Source organism: Candidatus Paraluminiphilus aquimaris (assembly GCF_026230195.1).
In the GTDB taxonomy this organism is placed as follows: Bacteria; Pseudomonadota; Gammaproteobacteria; order Pseudomonadales; family Halieaceae; genus Luminiphilus; species Luminiphilus aquimaris.
Map to the genome: position 1 here is coordinate 84936 of NZ_CP036501.1, position 17344 is coordinate 102279.

Sequence of the window (17344 nt, forward strand, 5' to 3'; positions counted from 1 at the left end):
TTTTACCACGTGGAGACGCCTTAGTGATAATTCAAGGGTCTGTCTAGGCTTTACGTGAGTTTCGTCGTAATGGCTCTATGCACGGAAACCTTTAGCGACGACATAAACCTCTTTAGAGCGCGGTCTCGAGGCGGCTGGTTTACGACTATTTACCACCTGAAAGTGGCTCCGGACAGACTTAAGCCAGTCGTCAAAGCCTTCCCCATGGAAGACCTTTGCGGCAAAAACGCCGCCCTCGGGCAACATTTGTACGGCCAAATCGAGTGCAAGCTCAACCAGATACATTGCTTTTGGCTGATCAACCGAAACGATACCACTCATATTAGGCGCCATGTCTGACAACACCACTGACGGCACCGAATCACCAATAACCGCCTGAATCTCGTCAAAGACAGATTGCTCTGTAAAGTCACCCTGAATGAAGTCCACACCCGCCACTGCATCCATCGGCAAAATATCGCTGGCGATGACTCTACCCTTGTGACCTACAAGTTGCGCAGCAACCTGAGACCAACCACCGGGCGCACTACCAAGGTCGACAACCGTCATTCCCGGTCGAATAAACTTGTCTTTATCATTGAGTTCTAGGAGCTTATAGCAGGCTCGGGAGCGGTAGCCGTCAGCTTGAGCACGCTGCACGTAAACATCGTCTCGATGCTCTTTGAGCCATGCTTTACTCGAACCGCGCTTCTTTGCCATTTATAAGGACTCCTGAGTCGATGAAGGATAGAATACCATTTCACGACCCTTATATTTTACTGACCGAGAGCCTCACTTTGGACAATCGACTACTTAAGCAATACCGTGCGATCGCGCACAAACTCAATCCTATTGTCACGGTTGGGGGCCAGGGTTTAACCGAGGGAATTCAGACCGAGCTTGAACGCGCACTCAATGACCATGAGCTTGTGAAGATTAGGGTAAACGTGGGTGATCGCGAAACGAGAGACGACGTTATCAAGGCGTTGGTCGAGGGCTGCGGTGCAGAGCTCGTGCAGAAAATCGGCCATACGGCGACGCTACTGCGACATGTGCCAAATGCCGACCCTCGAAAATCGAACCTTCAACGTCCACTTTAATGACCAACGTTCTCGAGTTCCCCAGTCGCGAAAAACAGGCCTATCAATTTTTGACCGAGCAACTCAGCACGCTGCTTCGCGACAAGGGCGCTGACCAGGAACTCATTGATCATGCAACGCTGCTATTAAATAAAGTCTACGGAGAATTGGAGGACGCCGATTTTTCTTTCTCCGTGGATCTCCCCTCTGATATTGCTATCGACGAAGCTGAGCGGCTTCAACAGCAAATCGGGTCTGGTATCGAGGCGCTACGTAAGCACCATCACAGCTTGACACTGAAGCTTGCTGCAAAGCTTCTTCTGACTGAGCTAAGGCTTTATCAGCAAGCACGAAACTAGAGTAGTAAAAGACTTACCAACGAATACACAAGCCACGCAACCAGCCACGCAAGCACCAGGTAGCCCAGCAATAATTGCACAGCAAATCGCGCAGATTTTGCTTCGCGAGCCAGCAGCGCAACTGTGGACACACACTGCAGCGCAATCGTAAAAAAGACCACCAGGGCAACACCTGAAGCGGCGGTCAAGCCGGAGGCCGCAATTTGATCTGCGAGGGACGCAGGGTCTTCGTCAGCACTCTCAATCCCAAAGATTGTGCCAAGGGTGCCCACAAAAACTTCTCGCGCCAAGAACGACGCAATGATCGCAACACCGTAGCGCCAATCGAGACCAAGCGGTGAGAAAACGGGCTCAATGAAGCGACCAAGGGCTGCCAACCATGAAGACGATAGGTCCTCTCCGCCATTAGGGAAATATCCCAAAAACCACACAACGACCGTGACAGCAAAAATCACGCTACCGGCTTTTCGAATAAAATGAACCACGCGGTCAAGCGACTTACTCACAATAGGCTTCAAGGCGGGCATACGATATGCCGGCAGCTCGAGGATGAAGGCCTGACTCGATGTTGCAGTGTCGCCCATGCGACTGACGACAGCGGCCACAATCAGCGCTGTCATAATGCCGAAGAAATAAATACCCGACATAGCAAGACCCTGCCACCCAATGATGCCCCCTAACACGGTCTCATCGGGTATCAGAATAGCAATCAGCAGCGCATAAACAGGCAGTCTTGCGGAACACGGCATGAGTGGAATTGCCACATAAGTCAGCAAACGCTCTTGCCGAGAGGACATGGTTCTCGCGGCGTAAATTGCAGGAATTGCGCAAGCAACCCCCGACAACAATGGCACAAAGCTTTTGCCTGACAAGCCAAAAAAGCTCAACGGGCGGTGGCAAATCAACGCAGCACGCGCGAGATATCCAGAGTCCTCAAGCGCACCGACAATCATCGTCAAGATGAAAACCAGCGGCGCAAAAACCAAAAAGGCGCCTAGCCCCCCAAAAATCGCGTCGTTAACAAAGTCTGCCAACACCCCGTCAGGGAGCACGGAAGAGGCCCAGCTGCCGATAGCTATCACAATCGACTCAACGCCATCCATCAACGGCGCCGCCCAAGTGAAAATGGCTTGGAAGAAGAGCGTCATGATCATCACGAAGGCCACACCTCCGCTTAAGGTCCCTAATAACCAGTTATCCAACTTGGCTTGTCGCCGAACCAGTAGGTCGCCTTTTGGTGCAAACCGCTCTGCAATTTGAGTGGCGGTACCGCTAATCAAAGCATCCGGCGTATCACCCCAAGTGGAAATCTCAGGCGTTGAGCTCACAAGCACAGCTTCCACTTCCGATAAACCTTTACCGGTACGTGCACTGACTGGAAACACGGGTACACCCAGGGCCTTTGACAGTCCCTGCACATCCATATCTAACCCGTCACTTTCAATGACATCCATCATATTAAGAAGCACGAGGAAGGGTTTTTGAGCCTGGGCACACTCCCGCGCGACCTGTAAGCAGTAGGTGGCACTTTTCTCAAGTCGCGTCGCATCACAGACCATCGCTACGACTGCCTGCTCCTCACTTTTTAACGCTGTTCGAAGCGTGTCGATCGCAACCTGCTCCTCACCCGATACGGCAGTAAGGGAGTAAGTGCCCGGGAAATCCCAAACAGTCAGGCGGGCATCAGCTCTCAGTGCACCGGTCCCAACGTCCACCGTAATACCCGGATAGTTGGCTACTTTGTGGCTCAAGCCTGTGAGCTGATTGAAAAGAGCGCTTTTACCCGAGTTGGGCGCGCCCACGAGCAAGATATTCTTCATGCTGAAGGCTCACACGTCTGAATACGTTCTGCCGTGGCTCGATCGAGGCTGTAGGTGGCGCCACCGACCGCATAGACTCGCGGCGCACCGAATCCCGGTGTCATCAAACAGGTGACACGCTGTCCCGCCCGAAAGCCAATGTCCATCAACCGCCTCGTAGCGGCATCGATCTCACTGCTGTCAAAATCGTGAATAACGGCGGATTCGCCTGAGGAGAGCGACCAAAGCGATGTCTGATTTGAGGGGATCGACATGGATACGGGTTAACGCAGCGCGTTAAACGTGACGCACACTGTCAATTTCGTAGTAAATGTCACCGCTAGGTGCCTTAACAACCACCTCATCGCCCTCGGACTTACCTACGAGTGCTCTAGCAATCGGGGAGCTGACTGAAATCATATTCTGTTTAACATCCGCCTCGTCTTCACCGACGATGCGGTAAGACACTTCCGTATCATCATCGCAGTTAATCAGATCAACAGTCGCACCAAAAAGAACACGTCCACTGTGCGCAAGGGTAGTAATGTCAATCACTTGAGCATTGGATAATTTGTATTCCAGTTCCTTGATGCGCCCCTCAGCAAAACTCTGCTGCTCACGCGCTGCGTGGTACTCAGCATTCTCTTTGAGGTCGCCGTGTTCACGTGCTTCAGCGATTGCCGCAACAATCCTTGGTCGGTCGACCTTCTTGAGTCGCTCTAGTTCTTCACGAAGCGCCGCCTCACCTGCGACGGTCATTGGGACTTTATTCATTTGCCAAACTCACATGCAGATCCTGTAACCTGCGAACTTGCCCATCGGGCTCCCGTTCCATCGACATGCAGATTGCCTCTGCTGCCGCCAGCGTCGTAGTGTAGAACACCTGGTGCTGTTCAGCACTCGACCGAATTGACGCAGAGTCTAATATCGCGGTTCGCCCCTCAGTGGTGTTGATAATCATCGATGCCTCATCGTTTTTAATGAGGTCGACAATGTGCGGGCGGCCCTCGGCTACTTTATTGACAGACCTAACCGTCAAGCCCGCAGCACTGAGTGCTTTCGCGGTCCCTTTGGTCGCTGCCAGCGTAAAACCAGAGTCGACAAGCCGCTTCGCAACGTCAATCGCCGCGGGCTTATCCGCATCTCGCACACTAAAAAGTGCCAAACCCGAGGTTGGCGTGACATCGCCCGCGCCGAGCTGGGCTTTGGCAAAGGCGTCGGCAAACGTCGGCCCTGTTCCCATGACCTCTCCAGTCGACTTCATTTCTGGGCCGAGAATCGGGTCAATGCCAGGGAATTTATTGAACGGCAAAACCGCCTCTTTCACACTGTAATAGCTAGGGACTACTTCCGAGGTAAAGCCTTGCGATGTGAGCGACTGGCCTGCCATACAGCGGGCCGCAATCTTCGCTAATGAAATACCGATAGCTTTAGAGACGAATGGGACAGTTCGTGACGCTCTTGGATTCACCTCGATAACGTAAATCTGGCCGTCCTGCCACGCAAGCTGAACATTCATAAGGCCCTTCACTTCGAGGGCAACCGCCATGGCTTTCACCATATCCCGCATTTTGTCCTGGACGTCAGCGGGAAGGCTGTAAGGGGGAAGCGAGCAGGCCGAATCGCCCGAGTGAACCCCTGCCTGTTCGATATGCTGCATGATTGACCCAATGACAACGTGTTTACCATCAGAAACCGCGTCGATATCAACCTCAATAGCCGCATTTAAGAATCGGTCGAGTAATACCGGTGAGTCGTCAGAGACCTGGACCGCATCGCGCATGTAGCGCAATAGGTCTTCTTCTCGGTAAACAATTTCCATAGCCCGACCACCCAAAACATAAGAGGGGCGGACCACGAGTGGGTAGCCAATGCTGCGCGCGGCTGCCACCGCTTCATCAACACTGCGCACTGTCGTATTCGCTGGCTGCAGTAAGTTCAGTTCCTGAATCATTTTCTGAAACCGCTCACGATCTTCCGCTCGATCGATCTGATCAGGTGTGGTTCCAATAATAGGTACACCTGCGGCCTCAAGCGCTCGAGCAAGTTTCAAGGGCGTCTGCCCACCAAATTGCACGATCACCCCTTTGGGCTGCTCCAGATCGACAATCTCGAGTACGTCCTCTAACGTGACCGGCTCAAAAAATAGTCGATCGGACGTATCGTAATCCGTCGATACGGTTTCAGGATTGCAGTTAATCATGATGGTTTCGTAACCATCCTCCGCCATTGCTTGCGCGGCATGCACACAGCAATAGTCGAATTCAATTCCCTGACCAATGCGGTTCGGTCCACCACCTAAGACGATAATTTTATCTCGGTCACTGGGCGCGGATTCGCATTCTTCCTCGTAGGTCGAGTACATATAAGCGGTCGCAGAGGAAAACTCTGCTGCACAGGTATCAACGCGTTTGTAAACAGGGCGCAGGCCCTTAGTGTGCCGGTATTCTCGTACCTCAGCCTCCGATAGCGCCATCACCGCGGCAATGCGCTGATCAGAGAAGCCTTTGCGCTTTAACTGTCTGAGCTCAGCGTAGCTGACATCGGCAAGCGAGCGGCCCACAAGCGTACTCTCGAGTCGGACAATGTCCTCAATCTGCACGAGGAACCAGGGGTCGACACCGGAGTACCCATAAATTTCTTCAAGCTCAAACCCCGCTCTGAAAGCGTCTGCCAAATACCAAATTCGCTCTGCACCGGGATGCGTCAGCTGCTTTACGAGCTCAGCACGCGAGTCATCATCTGTCACCGTCAGTCTCGACTCAAATCCAGCCGAGCCCACTTCAAGACCCCTCAATGCTTTTTGAACAGACTCCTGGAATGTACGGCCTATCGCCATCACCTCCCCAACTGACTTCATTTGCGTGGTGAGCTTCGCATCGGCGGTTGCGAACTTCTCAAAAGCAAAGCGTGGAACCTTGGTAACCACATAGTCGATCGACGGTTCGAATGACGCTGGCGTGACACCGCCTGTAATGTCATTTGCCAATTCATCGAGGGTATAGCCCACCGCCAATTTGGCCGCGACTTTTGCTATGGGAAAGCCAGTCGCCTTTGATGCCAGCGCTGAAGAACGTGACACGCGTGGATTCATCTCAATGACCACAATTCGACCCGTATCAGGGCATTGCCCGAACTGCACGTTCGACCCACCCGTCTCCACACCGATTTCTCGAAGCACCGCCAGCGATGCGTTTCGCATCAACTGATATTCTTTATCGGTCAGTGTTTGCGCGGGGGCAACCGTTATGGAATCGCCCGTATGAACACCCATGGCATCCAAATTTTCGATCGAGCAAACAATGATGCAGTTGTCATTTTTATCCCGGACAACCTCCATCTCAAATTCTTTCCAACCAATTAACGACTCGTCAATGAGCAGTTCGTTGGTTGGTGATAGCTCCAGACCACGCTTACAAATGGTCTCGAATTCAACTCGGTTGTACGCGATGCCACCACCTGAGCCACCCATTGTGAATGAGGGCCTTATGATGCAAGGGAAACCCATCCTCTCTAGGATATCGAAGGCTTCCTCAAGCGAATGTGCGATCTCGGCACGTGGCGTATCGAGTCCAATTTTTTTCATCGCGACGTCGAACTTCTCTCGATCCTCGGCTTTGTCGATCGCCTCCTGTGTCGCCCCGATCATCTCAACGCCGTATTTCTCAAGAACCCCCTCTGCGTCGAGCTTTAGTGCGCAGTTAAGCGCTGTTTGGCCACCCATTGTCGGTAGCAACGCACTGGGGCGCTCTTTCTCAATAATCTTGGCAACGGTCTGCCACTCAACGGGCTCGATGTAGGTCGAATCTGCCATAGCAGGATCCGTCATAATCGTCGCCGGATTTGAGTTCACCAAAATGACTCTGTAGCCCTCCTCGCGGAGCGCCTTACACGCTTGCGCACCGGAGTAGTCAAACTCGCAGGCTTGTCCGATAACAATCGGGCCCGCACCCAGGATCAAGATACTTTCTAAATCAGCTCTTTTTGGCATTAGACGGCGCCTCCCTTCACAACCTCGACAGCAACGTCGTCGCCCGTACCCTCACCCGCCATCGCTTCAATAAAGGCGTTAAACAAATACTTCGCATCGTGAGGCCCAGGACTGGCTTCAGGGTGCCCCTGAAAACTGTAAGCGGGGGTATCGACTCGCTTGATACCCTGCACAGTACCGTCAAAAAGCGATCGGTGTGTTACTGAGAGCGTCTCGGGCAAATCTTCATCCGAAACCGTGAATCCGTGGTTTTGGCTCGTTACCAAGACAGTCTTATTGCTTAAGTCCTGCACCGGGTGGTTTGCCCCGTGGTGACCGTGGCTCATCTTTTCGGTCTTCGCGCCACTGGCGAGCGCCAAAATCTGATGTCCGAGGCAGATCCCGAACAAAGGCTTGCCCGACGCCATCACTTTTTGAGCGAGATCAATCGCGTAATCGCATGGCTCTGGGTCACCCGGGCCATTTGACAGGAAAATACCGTCCGGCTCGAGTGCCATAACAGCGTCGAAGTCCGTTTGAGCGGGCACAACGGTCACTCGGCAACCAAGATCAACAAGAATGCGGAGGATGTTTCTTTTTACGCCAAAATCAAGTGCGACAACGTGGTGGTGCGCTTCAGGGCGTTCAGGTGCGTCCGCCCCTAACTGCCACGTCGGTTCGCTCCAATCGTACGTCGAGGAGGTCGTAACTACTTTTGCCAGGTCCATACCTTTAAGGCCGGGAAAGGCATTGGCTGCGGCAATCGCCTCGTCTGCAGCATCGCCCGTCAAAATGCACCCTGACTGGGCCCCTTTCTCTCGAATAATTCTCGTTAGCTTTCGTGTATCGATGTCCGCGATACACACTGTGTTGTTCGCAACAAGGTAATCACTCAAATTTTGCTCAGAACGGAAATTCGAAGCAACCAGCGGCAGGTCGCGAATAATGAGGCCCGCTGCATGTACTGCGCTCGATTCCGCATCTGCGCTATTGGTTCCTGTATTGCCGGTATGAGGATAGGTGAGCGTTACGATTTGCTGGGCATAGGATGGGTCAGTCAAAATTTCCTGATAACCGGTCATCGCCGTATTAAAAACAACCTCTCCCACAGTCTTCCCGTCAGCGCCAACTGAGCGCCCGTGAAAAACTGTGCCGTCTGCAAGTGCCAAGACAGCGGGTTTGTCCACTCGATATCCTCCAGAGAGTCTTCGTACCCACGTCTGCGAGGCCCCTCTTTGCCTCCGTTTTCACTAAACGTCGCGACGTCGGATGTGTTATTGTCTCGCGCACACAACAAAGCGCCGAACTGACCAAAAAGTCGCCGACTATTTCAAGAATGCGCTAAGACTCAATTGTACGTTTACGGTCGTTTAGTGTCCATGAAAAAGGCACGACAGTGTTCCGTTTCATCGACAAAAATCCAGACAACGGGCAAGGGCCAGAAAAATGACCCAAAAAGTAGAGACTGCAGTGATCACTGGGGCAGGTGATGGTATAGGCCGCGCCCTCGCGCTGAACCTAAATGCGCGCGGCATCAATATTTATATGTGTGATATCAGCCCGGAACGGTTAGCCGAGACTGAGGCGCTTTTGAATAGCTCGCTCAGCAGTGTTTCAACCGCCATCGTGGACTGTGGCAAGCGCGAATCTATCGAAACATGGGCACAAGAGATCGCTAAAGAGGTCACCACGGTTGAATTTTTGTTCAACAACGCCGGCGTCGGTTACGCCTCTGAGTTTCGCAATGCCGATTTAGATAACTTTGAATGGCTTATGAACATCAATTACTGGGGTGTTGTCTGGTCAACCAAAGCGTTTTTGCCCCTGCTTGAAGCGTCCCCCAACGGACACCTGGTGAACATATCGTCCATTTTTGGGATGATTGGCATTGCTACCCAAAGCGCTTACAACAGCGCTAAATTCGCTGTTCGGGGCTTCACTGAGTCATTGCAGGCGGAGTATCTCGATACGTCGCTCACCGTCACCTGCGTTCACCCGGGTGGCATCTCGACAAATATTGCGCTTCGCGCACGTGCCGACGGCGAGCATGCTGATACGTCCGCAGAGGAGCGCGACGCGTCATTCCGACAGGTTGCGAGAACATCGCCAACCAAAGCCGCTGAGATCATTATGAAAGGGGTTTTAGCCGGTCGAAAGCGTGTTTTCATCGGTTGGGATGCGTGGTTCATGCAGACCCTGACTAAGTTTCTACCAACGTCGTACCATCGCGTAACGGCCCGGATGGCATCGAAGAATAATGAGCTCAGCTGACGCGACTCCCTCATCAGCGCCGAGCCGACTTAGCAGATCTTCTTTTTTCATTCTCATAACCGGCCTGCTAGCAAACGCCATTGGCCAAGCGTTTATCTTTGCGATCCTGCCACCGTTGGGTCGCGAAGTTGCGCTTAGCGAGGTGCAAACCACCTCTATCATCTCGACCTCCGCCTTAGTCTTCACCTTTTGTTCGCCGTGGTGGGGCCGACGGTCAGATCAAATAGGTCGGAAGATTGTCATCGTCATTGGCTTGACGGGCTATGCCGTTGGTACGGTGATCTTTGCCGGTGTTTTCGCACTAGGTATGAAAGGTATCCTCTCAGGGTGGACACTTTACTTCACAGCGCTGTTTTTTCGCTGCCTGCAATCTTCTGTCATGGCCGCCACCAGCCCGGGGGTTACCGCCTATGCCGCAGACCACAGCTCACGCGCGTTCAGAACACAAACACTGGCTCGCCTGGGAACAGCCAACAGTCTTGGCGTCATAATTGGTCCGGTGCTGGCCGGCTTATTGGCTGGGTTAGGGCTTCTTTTCCCACTCTATGTCGCCGCACTTTTTACGCTCATCGCTGTCTTTACCGTATGGAAATACCTGCCTGAGGGTGAGTTCTCTGGCGTCGCACGCAAGCGTGCGCCCCGATTGTCCTTCCTCGACTCCCGCCTGCGTGTTTATCTTCTCAGCGCCATCGGTACTTTCACGGGGTTTTCAGCTATCCAGCAAACGCTCGGATTTCGAATTCAAGATAGCCTGTCACTCAGTGGGGTGGAGACCGCACAATACACAGGCGCGGCCCTCATGGTCTCGGCCTTCTTCACACTCGCACTTCAGTTATCGGTTGCACAACGGTATGCCGGTCCTGCACTCAACTTAGTGCGAATGGGGCTAGTTTGTAACTTATTCGCGGCCAGTTTTGTCGCATTAGCCCAGGGACTGACAGGCCTCATCATTGGGATGGCGTTTATGGGGGCTGGCTTGGGCTTAATTGGACCGGCCATTGCAGCGGGTGCATCGCTGGCAGTGAGTCGCGACGAGCAAGGCGGTGCTGCGGGCCTGATCACCGCCTGCCCTGCCGCCGGATTCGTTATTGGTCCCATTTTGGGAGGTGCGTTGTATCAATTGAATGCGGCGTACCCACCTATTTTTGCCGGCATCATCACTTTTTGCGTCTTGCTATATGCGCTGAAGTCTCGCGTTATTAATATCGCGCCTGAAGACTAGCCAAGCATCGATATGGCGCGCCGAATGGCGACAGGAATACTTGCCGATTTGTTCAATTCGCGATCGACAAATGCGTGAGTAAACTGACCTGTGACGCTACTTAACTCCGCGCCTTGACCAAATACACCGATCTCCCATGTGACTGATTTCTCACCCAGGCGTGCAACCCGCAAACCAAGTTCAAGCTCTTGTGGGTAGGTCAATGGAGAAAAATAGTCCGCTGAAGAATTAACGACATAACCCACTACATTATCGTGGCCAGGGCGCATACCGCCCTCTTCAATCAAGAATCGGTTCACCACCGAATCAAAAAAAGCATAGTAGGCGACGTTGTTAATATGCCCGTATATGTCGTTATCTGCCCAACGCGTGTTTAGCGGATAAAAAATGGCAAAACCGTCCCGAGGCGCGGGCGTTGCTCTCTCGCTCACGACCAACCACTCCAAGCTTCTCGGTAAAGTCTAAGCGCCGTGGCCTCATCGACTTCCCGAGGATTGTTTATCAATAAACGCTGCTGAAACATGGCGTCCTTGGCCAACATGGGCAAATCTGTCTCGGGGATTTTTGCCTGCGCCAAAGTTGCCGGAAGGCCGCTCTCATCGATCAATACCTTGAACCAATCGATCAGGCCCTCGGAAGATTGCGTTGCGCCGGGTATGACTCGAGCTAACTCTGCGTAGAGCTCCGGGCAGGCCTCGGCGTTAAATGATAAGACGGCAGGGAGCATCAGCGAATTACTCAGACCGTGCGGTATGTGGTAGTGCCCGCCCACCGGATACGCCAGGGCATGAACCGCACCTACAGGTGCGTTGGCAAATGCCTGTCCGGCAAACATAGAACCCAACAACATCGCCTCGCGCGCCGCAACGTCTCCCGGTGTTGCGAGCACCGTACGAATGTTTTCCGAGAGTAGCTTAAGTGCACGAAGAGCAAGCATATCTGAAATGGGGTTCTTTTTGATCTTAGAGGTGTAAGCCTCGATCGCATGAACCATGGCATCAATGCCCGTCATTGCGGAGATACTCGCCGGCAGCCCCAGCGTCAGAGAAGCGTCCAAAATGGCAACGTCGGGCAGTAAAACAGGTGAGCTCACGCCCGCTTTGGTGGTCTCACCTGTGGTGATAATCGCCACAGGGGTGACTTCAGAGCCCGTACCCGCCGTCGTAGGTGCTAAAAAGAGGGGTAAACGGTCACCGCTCACCATACCAACACCATAGATTTCAGAGAGATCCTGCTGACCTCTCGCGAGAACGGACACAACCTTTGCCACATCCATGGAGCTACCGCCGCCCACGGCAATTACTGAATCACAGTCCCCGGCTCTAAAGGCTTCAAGACAGGCAAAAACCACCCGCTCTGAAGGGTCTGGTTCAATACCATCAAAAACAACAACCGTATCGGCAGAAAGCTGCAAGGCGTCGATAGCGGGAGAAACCACATCCAGCTTGATGAGCTGGGCGTCCGTTACGAACAACGGTCTGCTCAAACCCCGCTCTGCCAATAGCTCGTTGAGGTGCAAGACCGCACCGGATTGAACCCGTGTGGTCTGCACTGACTGGAAGGAGTAGCCGTCCATCGATCAGAAGGTAAAGATAACTTTACCTTTGGCGCGACGCTCCATCATGGCAGCGTAGCCAGCTTCATACTCCTCGATGGGGAAGACATCCGTAACCACTGGATTTAACTTACCCTCATTGAACAAGCTCCAAAGCTCTTCCACATTCTTCTGTTGCTCTGCGGGCTCCTCGCCAAGGAAACGACCCCAGAAAACCCCGATAAGGGCACAACCCTTAAGCAAAGTGAGATTGAGTGGAATACTGGGAATAGGACCGGACGCAAAGCCAATAACGAGATAGCGTCCGTTCCACGCCATGCTCCTTACCGCCGGCTCAGCATAATCACCGCCTACGGGGTCGTAGATAACATCCACCCCTTTTCCGCCAGTGATCTCTTTGATGCGATCTTTCATCGACTCATTGCTGTAGTTGATGACTTCGTCGGCGCCCAGTTGCTTACAAAGCTCCAGCTTTTCATCGGAGCTCGCTGCCGCAATGACTTTGGCCCCCATAACCTTACCCAACTCAACCGCCGTACTGCCCACACCACCGGCAGCGCCCATGACAAGCAGGGTCTCACCGGCTTTGAGTTGGCCGCGCTGCTTGAGCGCGTAGTACGAGGTAAAGTAAGTCATCCCCACGCCCGCCGCCGCTGAAAAGTCGATACCTTCAGGCTTTGGCAGAAGTGCATTTTCGTTAACTACCGCCTCACTGGCGAAACCACCGACTCCACCGAGTTGGATCACGCTGTCACCAACAGACCAGCGCGTCACCGCCGAGCCAACTTCGGTCACAACACCGGCAGACTCACCGCCCGGAACAAAGGGCATAGGCGGTTGCATTTGGTACTTCCCTTGAATGATGAGAACGTCAGGAAAGTTAAGACCAGCTGCCTTAACGTCCATTCGCACATCATTGGGACCCAGTTCTGCAGTCTCCCAGTCATGAACGAGGTTCAACTTATCTGGAAGGCCGTGCTCACTACATACAACCGCTTTTACCATCTTAGTAGACCTCGAATAAGCCAGCTGCACCCATACCGCCGCCCACACACATGGTGATGACAACATACTTAACACCACGGCGCTTTCCTTCGATTAGCGCGTGACCAATCATTCGCGAGCCACTCATGCCGTAGGGGTGACCAATCGCGATAGCACCGCCATCGACATTGAGCTTGTCGTTGTCAATGCCCAGCGTATCTCGGCAGTGAAGCACCTGAACCGCAAACGCTTCATTGAGCTCCCACAGACCAATATCGTTTACCGTTAAACCGTGCTGTTTGAGGAGCTTTGGCACAGCGAAAACGGGGCCAATACCCATTTCATCTGGCTCACAACCCGCTACAGCCATACCGCGGTATGCCCCGAGCGGCTCCAAGCCGAGTGAAGTAGCCAAATCACTGCTCATTACTACCTGCGCCGAGGCGCCATCGGAAAGCTGCGAGGCATTTCCCGCTGTAATCGTTCCACCTTCAATAACGGTACGTAAACTCTTAACACCCTCTAGGGTAGAAGGACGCACGCCCTCGTCAGCTGTCACCGTTACCTCTGCGGTAGACTGCTCGCCGGTTTCCTTGTTGTAAACGATCCGCTCACAGGTTACCGGCACCAACTCTGCATCGTAGCGACCCGCAGCATAAGCCGCGGCCGTACGCTCCTGAGACGCGAAGCCATACTCGTCCATCGCATCGCGCGAGACGCCGTAGCGAGCCGCGACTACCTCTGCAGTTTGCAGCATAGGCATGTAAATATCTTTGTGCATACCTACCAACTCATTATCGACGAGTCGGTGACCATTCATATGCTCGTTTTGAACGAGAGAAATAGAGTCCAAACCACCCCCGACAACACAGTCCATACCGTCGTGCATAACTTGCTTCGCTGCTGTCGCAACCGCCATAAGGCCTGATGAACACTGACGATCGATGGTCATGCCCGATACCGTGACAGGTAGACCCGCACGGAGCGCCGCGTTTCGACCAATATTCATACCGGACGTACCCTGAGTAAGTGCCGCACCCATGATGCAGTCTTCGACACGATCGGCTTCAATGCCCGCACGCTCAACGGCGGCGCGAATGGCGTGCCCACCCATGGTTGGCGTTTGTAAATTATTAAAACCACCACGGTACGCCTTACCAATGGGTGTCCGTGCTGTTGATACGATGACTGCTTCTTTCATTTTCTTCTCCGTATGCCCGTCGACGGGCTCTTAACGCTATTTGAATGTGAGGTCGACCAAAAAAGCCGTGTTTCTGTTATTCGAGTGAGATTCCCTTTGCCTGAGCGGCCTTGCCAAGAAACTTGAAAGTTTGCTCGAAGCCAGCCTGCAGTTGCTTAGGCTCACTGTTGGCAATGGCATCCCAATTTGCTGCGATCGCCTCTGGCGTTTGATCCGCATCGTCGAGGTAAATGCCGTCTGTCTCAACAATCTTTGCCACTGCATATCCACCTGCACCTGCCGCTAATATTGTTCGCGTCGGCGCATCTTTTGATACGAGGTAAAGCACGGCGGGTGTCACCGTCTCGGGGGTCATTAAATCAAATGCCTTCTCGGGAATCAGGCCCTCGGTCATACGTGTCCCAGCCGTCGGTGCCAGCGCGTTGATTTTCACATCGTTCTTAGCACCTTCCTGTGCAAGCGTGTTCATCATGCCGATGACACCCATCTTCGCAGCGCCGTAATTAGACTGCCCGAAATTACCGTACAGGCCGCTCGATGAGGTCGTCACAACAATGCGACCATAATTTTGCGCGCGCATAATTTCCCAAACAGCCTTTGTGCAGTTAACACTGCCCATTAAGTGCACGTCGAGAACCAGCTTGAAGTCGTCAAGCGAGCCTTTACCAAAGCTCTTGTCACGCAATATACCGGCGTTATTAATGAGGATGTCTACTCGCCCCCAACGCTCCATGGTCTTTGACACCATGTCTTGTACTTGGTCAAAGTCGGCAACATTAGCGCCGTGAGCCATCGCCTCACCACCCGCCGCTTCAATCTCCGCAACAACCGCTTGTGAGGCATCGCTACCGCCGCCGCTCCCATCGACTGTGCCACCCAAATCGTTGACAACGACTTTTGCACCACGTGCCGCCAATTGAAGCGCATGGCTTTTACCCAAGCCGTTACCTGCACCTGTAACGATCGCAACTTGACCGTCATACCGAATTGTCATTCTCTATCCCTTTCGTTGTTTTGTATTAAGCAATGAACTGCATACCCAGCCACTCTGCATAGAGTGCTGGCGTCTCTTCACCTTCGATTTCAACAGTGACCGCCGTCTTAACTAAGAAACGATTGGCATCTTTGCGATCAACACTGAGTACTTCTGTGTGTGCGCGAATACGCTTCCCAGCTCGGACAGGCGCCAAAAAGCGAAGCTTGTCGATACCGTAGTTCACTCCCATCACGATGCCCTTAACCCCGATAGAGTTCTCAGAACTCAACTTGGTCAACAGAGACAAGGTCAAGAAACCGTGAGCGATCGTCCCGCCAAAGGGCGACTTGGCCGCCGCCTCCTCGTCAATATGAATAAACTGATGGTCCTCAGTGCAATCAGCAAACGTGTTAATGCGGTCCTGCTCAACTGTCATCCAGTCGCTCGAGGGCAACTTTGTTCCTGCCATGCTGACCATGTCGTCAGGTTCAACCCAATGTGTAGGCACGTCTAATCTCCTTGTAGTTATTAACCGTCTCTGAAGGTCGCACCGGTATCTTCTACCGCCGTATAACCTTTGAGTTCATGACGCCCGACGACCATCCGGTGCACGGCATCCGGGCCATCTGCGAGTCGCAGTGTTCGCTGCCCCGCCCACATATTTGCCAGCGGTGTGTCGTTCGAGACACCAATCCCGCCGTGCATTTGAATAGCGTCATCAATGACCTTCAATGCCATATTGGGTACGACAGTTTTAATCATAGAAATCCAGATGCGCGCTTCTTTCGGGTCGGTCGTATCCATCATCCACGCGGTTTTAAGTGTCAATAAACGCGCCTGCTCAATGTTCATGCGAGCGTCGGCGATAATGTCGATATTGCCGCCCAGCTTTGAGAGTGGACGACCGAACGCTGTCCGGGTTGTCGCGCGCTTGCACAGCAAATCCAGGGCCTTCTCCGCCGATCCAATAGAGCGCATGCAGTGGTGAATTCGGCCTGGGCCCAATCGCCCTTGTGAAATTTCAAAGCCACGACCGGCACCCAAAATCATGCAATCTTTGGGTACGCGAACGTTATTTAGTTTGACCCGCATGTGTCCGTGCGGCGCGTCAACGTTATTGAAAACCGTGAGCGGGCGAACGATTTCCACCCCGGGTGTATCCATTGGCACGAGAATCTGAGACTGCTGGAGATGCTTAGGTGCCGTGGGGTCAGTTTTAACCATGCAGATCATGACCTTACAACGAGGATCGCCGGCACCACTGGTCCAGTGCTTCTCGCCATTAATAACCCACTCTTCCCCTTCGAGTACTGCCGTCGTGCAGATGTTCGTGGCATCGGATGATGCAACATCGGGCTCAGTCATACCAAAACATGACCGAATCTCCCCGTTCAGGAGCGGCTCGAGCCACTGCTTCTTTTGCGCCTCAGTGCCGTACTTATGGATGACTTCCATGTTCCCGGTATCCGGCGCGCTGCAATTGAAAACCTCGGCACCAATATAAGAACGGCCCATCTCTTCAGCGAGGTATGCGTACTCCACCGTGTTGAGGCCTGTGCCGTTTTTATCTGTCAGGAAGAAATTCCATAGCCCTTGTGAGCGGGCTTTTGACTTCAGACTCTCCAAGATTTCGGTTTGCCGTTGGGTAAACTCCCAGGGCGACCCTATTTCGATTTGGGCCTTGTACTCCTCCTCGAGCGGAAGCACCTCGTCGTTGATGAAATTGCGAACACTTTCGAGAATGGGCGCTACTTTTTCGGAGACACCTAAGTCCATGACCTACCCCTTTTTATGACGTTTTATGTGGCTTTTGAATGAGTAGATGACATTGACTGGAACGCGGTTCGAGCCGCCATCAAACTGTGATTTGAACATACAGTATGTTTTTTTGACGGACAAGAATGTTTTGGATCGACTGGGTGAATTATGGTGAGACTGCACTGGCTGCC

The 17344-nt window shown here is 53.1% G+C and carries 17 protein-coding genes; 4 read left to right on the forward strand and 13 right to left on the reverse strand.

Features of this window, described 5'->3' with window-relative positions:
• Window positions 1-75: 75 nt before the first annotated feature.
• Window positions 76-699: a 23S rRNA (uridine(2552)-2'-O)-methyltransferase RlmE gene (rlmE, locus tag E0F26_RS00375; RefSeq protein ID WP_279242059.1), complete on the reverse strand. Its 624-nt coding sequence runs from the start codon at window positions 697-699 to the stop codon at window positions 76-78.
• A gap of 20 nt (window positions 700-719) precedes the next feature.
• Here rlmE and E0F26_RS00380 point away from each other — a divergent pair, with 20 nt between their 5' ends.
• Both E0F26_RS00380 and E0F26_RS00385 read left to right on the forward strand, forming a co-directional pair.
• A complete protein-coding gene (locus E0F26_RS00380) occupies window positions 720-1079 on the forward strand; it encodes a YhbY family RNA-binding protein (protein WP_279242060.1) in 360 nt (119 codons plus the stop codon).
• Window positions 1079-1417, forward strand: a complete 339-nt coding sequence (locus tag E0F26_RS00385) for a hypothetical protein (protein ID WP_279242061.1) — start codon at window positions 1079-1081, stop codon at window positions 1415-1417. Before E0F26_RS00380 ends, E0F26_RS00385 begins: the two co-directional genes overlap by 1 nt.
• On the opposite strand, the gene feoB is transcribed toward E0F26_RS00385, so the two are convergent.
• From feoB to carA, 5 genes are read right to left on the reverse strand one after another with little or no spacing between them, the layout of a single operon-like run.
• Window positions 1414-3237, reverse strand: coding sequence for a ferrous iron transporter B (feoB, locus tag E0F26_RS00390; protein WP_279242062.1), 1824 nt, complete (start codon window positions 3235-3237; stop codon window positions 1414-1416). The two genes, E0F26_RS00385 and feoB, sit on opposite strands and share 4 nt — an antisense overlap.
• Window positions 3234-3491 (reverse strand): FeoA family protein, encoded by a 258-nt coding sequence (locus E0F26_RS00395; protein ID WP_279242063.1) that lies wholly within the window; start codon window positions 3489-3491, stop codon window positions 3234-3236. The genes feoB and E0F26_RS00395 overlap by 4 nt, the downstream gene beginning before the upstream one ends.
• Window positions 3492-3513: 22 nt before the next feature.
• Window positions 3514-3990, reverse strand: coding sequence for a transcription elongation factor GreA (greA, locus tag E0F26_RS00400; RefSeq protein ID WP_279242064.1), 477 nt, complete (start codon window positions 3988-3990; stop codon window positions 3514-3516).
• Window positions 3983-7207 (reverse strand): carbamoyl-phosphate synthase large subunit, encoded by a 3225-nt coding sequence (gene carB / locus E0F26_RS00405; RefSeq protein WP_279242065.1) that lies wholly within the window; start codon window positions 7205-7207, stop codon window positions 3983-3985. Before carB ends, greA begins: the two co-directional genes overlap by 8 nt.
• Window positions 7207-8373 (reverse strand): glutamine-hydrolyzing carbamoyl-phosphate synthase small subunit, encoded by a 1167-nt coding sequence (gene carA, locus E0F26_RS00410; RefSeq protein WP_279242066.1) that lies wholly within the window; start codon window positions 8371-8373, stop codon window positions 7207-7209. The genes carB and carA overlap by 1 nt, the downstream gene beginning before the upstream one ends.
• Window positions 8374-8632: 259 nt before the next feature.
• On the opposite strand from carA, the gene E0F26_RS00415 reads away from it, so the two are divergent.
• Both E0F26_RS00415 and E0F26_RS00420 read left to right on the forward strand, forming a co-directional pair.
• On the forward strand, window positions 8633-9457 hold the full coding sequence (locus E0F26_RS00415) for an SDR family NAD(P)-dependent oxidoreductase (RefSeq protein WP_279242067.1): 825 nt from the start codon (window positions 8633-8635) through the stop codon (window positions 9455-9457).
• Window positions 9444-10679 carry an MFS transporter gene (locus E0F26_RS00420; RefSeq protein ID WP_279242068.1) on the forward strand — a complete coding sequence of 412 codons (1236 nt, stop codon included), beginning with the start codon at window positions 9444-9446 and terminating at the stop codon, window positions 10677-10679. Before E0F26_RS00415 ends, E0F26_RS00420 begins: the two co-directional genes overlap by 14 nt.
• On the opposite strand, the gene E0F26_RS00425 is transcribed toward E0F26_RS00420, so the two are convergent.
• From E0F26_RS00425 to E0F26_RS00455, 7 genes are all read right to left on the reverse strand, one after another.
• On the reverse strand, window positions 10676-11110 hold the full coding sequence (locus E0F26_RS00425; protein ID WP_279242069.1) for an acyl-CoA thioesterase: 435 nt from the start codon (window positions 11108-11110) through the stop codon (window positions 10676-10678). The two genes, E0F26_RS00420 and E0F26_RS00425, sit on opposite strands and share 4 nt — an antisense overlap.
• Window positions 11107-12255, reverse strand: a complete 1149-nt coding sequence (locus E0F26_RS00430; RefSeq protein WP_279242070.1) for an iron-containing alcohol dehydrogenase — start codon at window positions 12253-12255, stop codon at window positions 11107-11109. Before E0F26_RS00430 ends, E0F26_RS00425 begins: the two co-directional genes overlap by 4 nt.
• Before the next feature lie 3 nt (window positions 12256-12258).
• Window positions 12259-13239 carry an NADPH:quinone oxidoreductase family protein gene (locus E0F26_RS00435; protein WP_279242071.1) on the reverse strand — a complete coding sequence of 327 codons (981 nt, stop codon included), beginning with the start codon at window positions 13237-13239 and terminating at the stop codon, window positions 12259-12261.
• A gap of 1 nt (window position 13240) precedes the next feature.
• Window positions 13241-14419, reverse strand: coding sequence for an acetyl-CoA C-acyltransferase (locus E0F26_RS00440; RefSeq protein ID WP_279242072.1), 1179 nt, complete (start codon window positions 14417-14419; stop codon window positions 13241-13243).
• Between the two features lie 76 nt (window positions 14420-14495).
• Window positions 14496-15413 (reverse strand): SDR family NAD(P)-dependent oxidoreductase, encoded by a 918-nt coding sequence (locus E0F26_RS00445; protein WP_279242073.1) that lies wholly within the window; start codon window positions 15411-15413, stop codon window positions 14496-14498.
• Between the two features lie 25 nt (window positions 15414-15438).
• Window positions 15439-15873, reverse strand: coding sequence for a MaoC family dehydratase (locus E0F26_RS00450; protein WP_420887709.1), 435 nt, complete (start codon window positions 15871-15873; stop codon window positions 15439-15441).
• A gap of 50 nt (window positions 15874-15923) precedes the next feature.
• Window positions 15924-17171 carry an acyl-CoA dehydrogenase family protein gene (locus E0F26_RS00455; RefSeq protein WP_279242075.1) on the reverse strand — a complete coding sequence of 416 codons (1248 nt, stop codon included), beginning with the start codon at window positions 17169-17171 and terminating at the stop codon, window positions 15924-15926.
• Window positions 17172-17344 lie beyond the last annotated feature (173 nt).

Excerpts from the sequence above, each read along its gene's own strand:
- rlmE (WP_279242059.1), bottom strand. The coding sequence starts at position 699 with ATGGCAAAGAAGCGCGGTTCGAGTAAAGCATGGCTCAAAGAGCATCGA.
- E0F26_RS00380 (WP_279242060.1), top strand. The coding sequence starts at position 720 with ATGAAGGATAGAATACCATTTCACGACCCTTATATTTTACTGACCGAG.
- E0F26_RS00385 (WP_279242061.1), top strand. The coding sequence starts at position 1,079 with ATGACCAACGTTCTCGAGTTCCCCAGTCGCGAAAAACAGGCCTATCAA.
- feoB (WP_279242062.1), bottom strand. The coding sequence starts at position 3,237 with ATGAAGAATATCTTGCTCGTGGGCGCGCCCAACTCGGGTAAAAGCGCT.
- E0F26_RS00395 (WP_279242063.1), bottom strand. The coding sequence starts at position 3,491 with ATGTCGATCCCCTCAAATCAGACATCGCTTTGGTCGCTCTCCTCAGGC.
- greA (WP_279242064.1), bottom strand. The coding sequence starts at position 3,990 with ATGAATAAAGTCCCAATGACCGTCGCAGGTGAGGCGGCGCTTCGTGAA.
- carB (WP_279242065.1), bottom strand. The coding sequence starts at position 7,207 with ATGCCAAAAAGAGCTGATTTAGAAAGTATCTTGATCCTGGGTGCGGGC.
- E0F26_RS00415 (WP_279242067.1), top strand. The coding sequence starts at position 8,633 with ATGACCCAAAAAGTAGAGACTGCAGTGATCACTGGGGCAGGTGATGGT.
- E0F26_RS00420 (WP_279242068.1), top strand. The coding sequence starts at position 9,444 with ATGAGCTCAGCTGACGCGACTCCCTCATCAGCGCCGAGCCGACTTAGC.
- E0F26_RS00430 (WP_279242070.1), bottom strand. The coding sequence starts at position 12,255 with ATGGACGGCTACTCCTTCCAGTCAGTGCAGACCACACGGGTTCAATCC.
- E0F26_RS00435 (WP_279242071.1), bottom strand. The coding sequence starts at position 13,239 with ATGGTAAAAGCGGTTGTATGTAGTGAGCACGGCCTTCCAGATAAGTTG.
- E0F26_RS00440 (WP_279242072.1), bottom strand. The coding sequence starts at position 14,419 with ATGAAAGAAGCAGTCATCGTATCAACAGCACGGACACCCATTGGTAAG.
- E0F26_RS00445 (WP_279242073.1), bottom strand. The coding sequence starts at position 15,413 with ATGACAATTCGGTATGACGGTCAAGTTGCGATCGTTACAGGTGCAGGT.
- E0F26_RS00450 (WP_420887709.1), bottom strand. The coding sequence starts at position 15,873 with ATGGTCAGCATGGCAGGAACAAAGTTGCCCTCGAGCGACTGGATGACA.
- E0F26_RS00455 (WP_279242075.1), bottom strand. The coding sequence starts at position 17,171 with ATGGACTTAGGTGTCTCCGAAAAAGTAGCGCCCATTCTCGAAAGTGTT.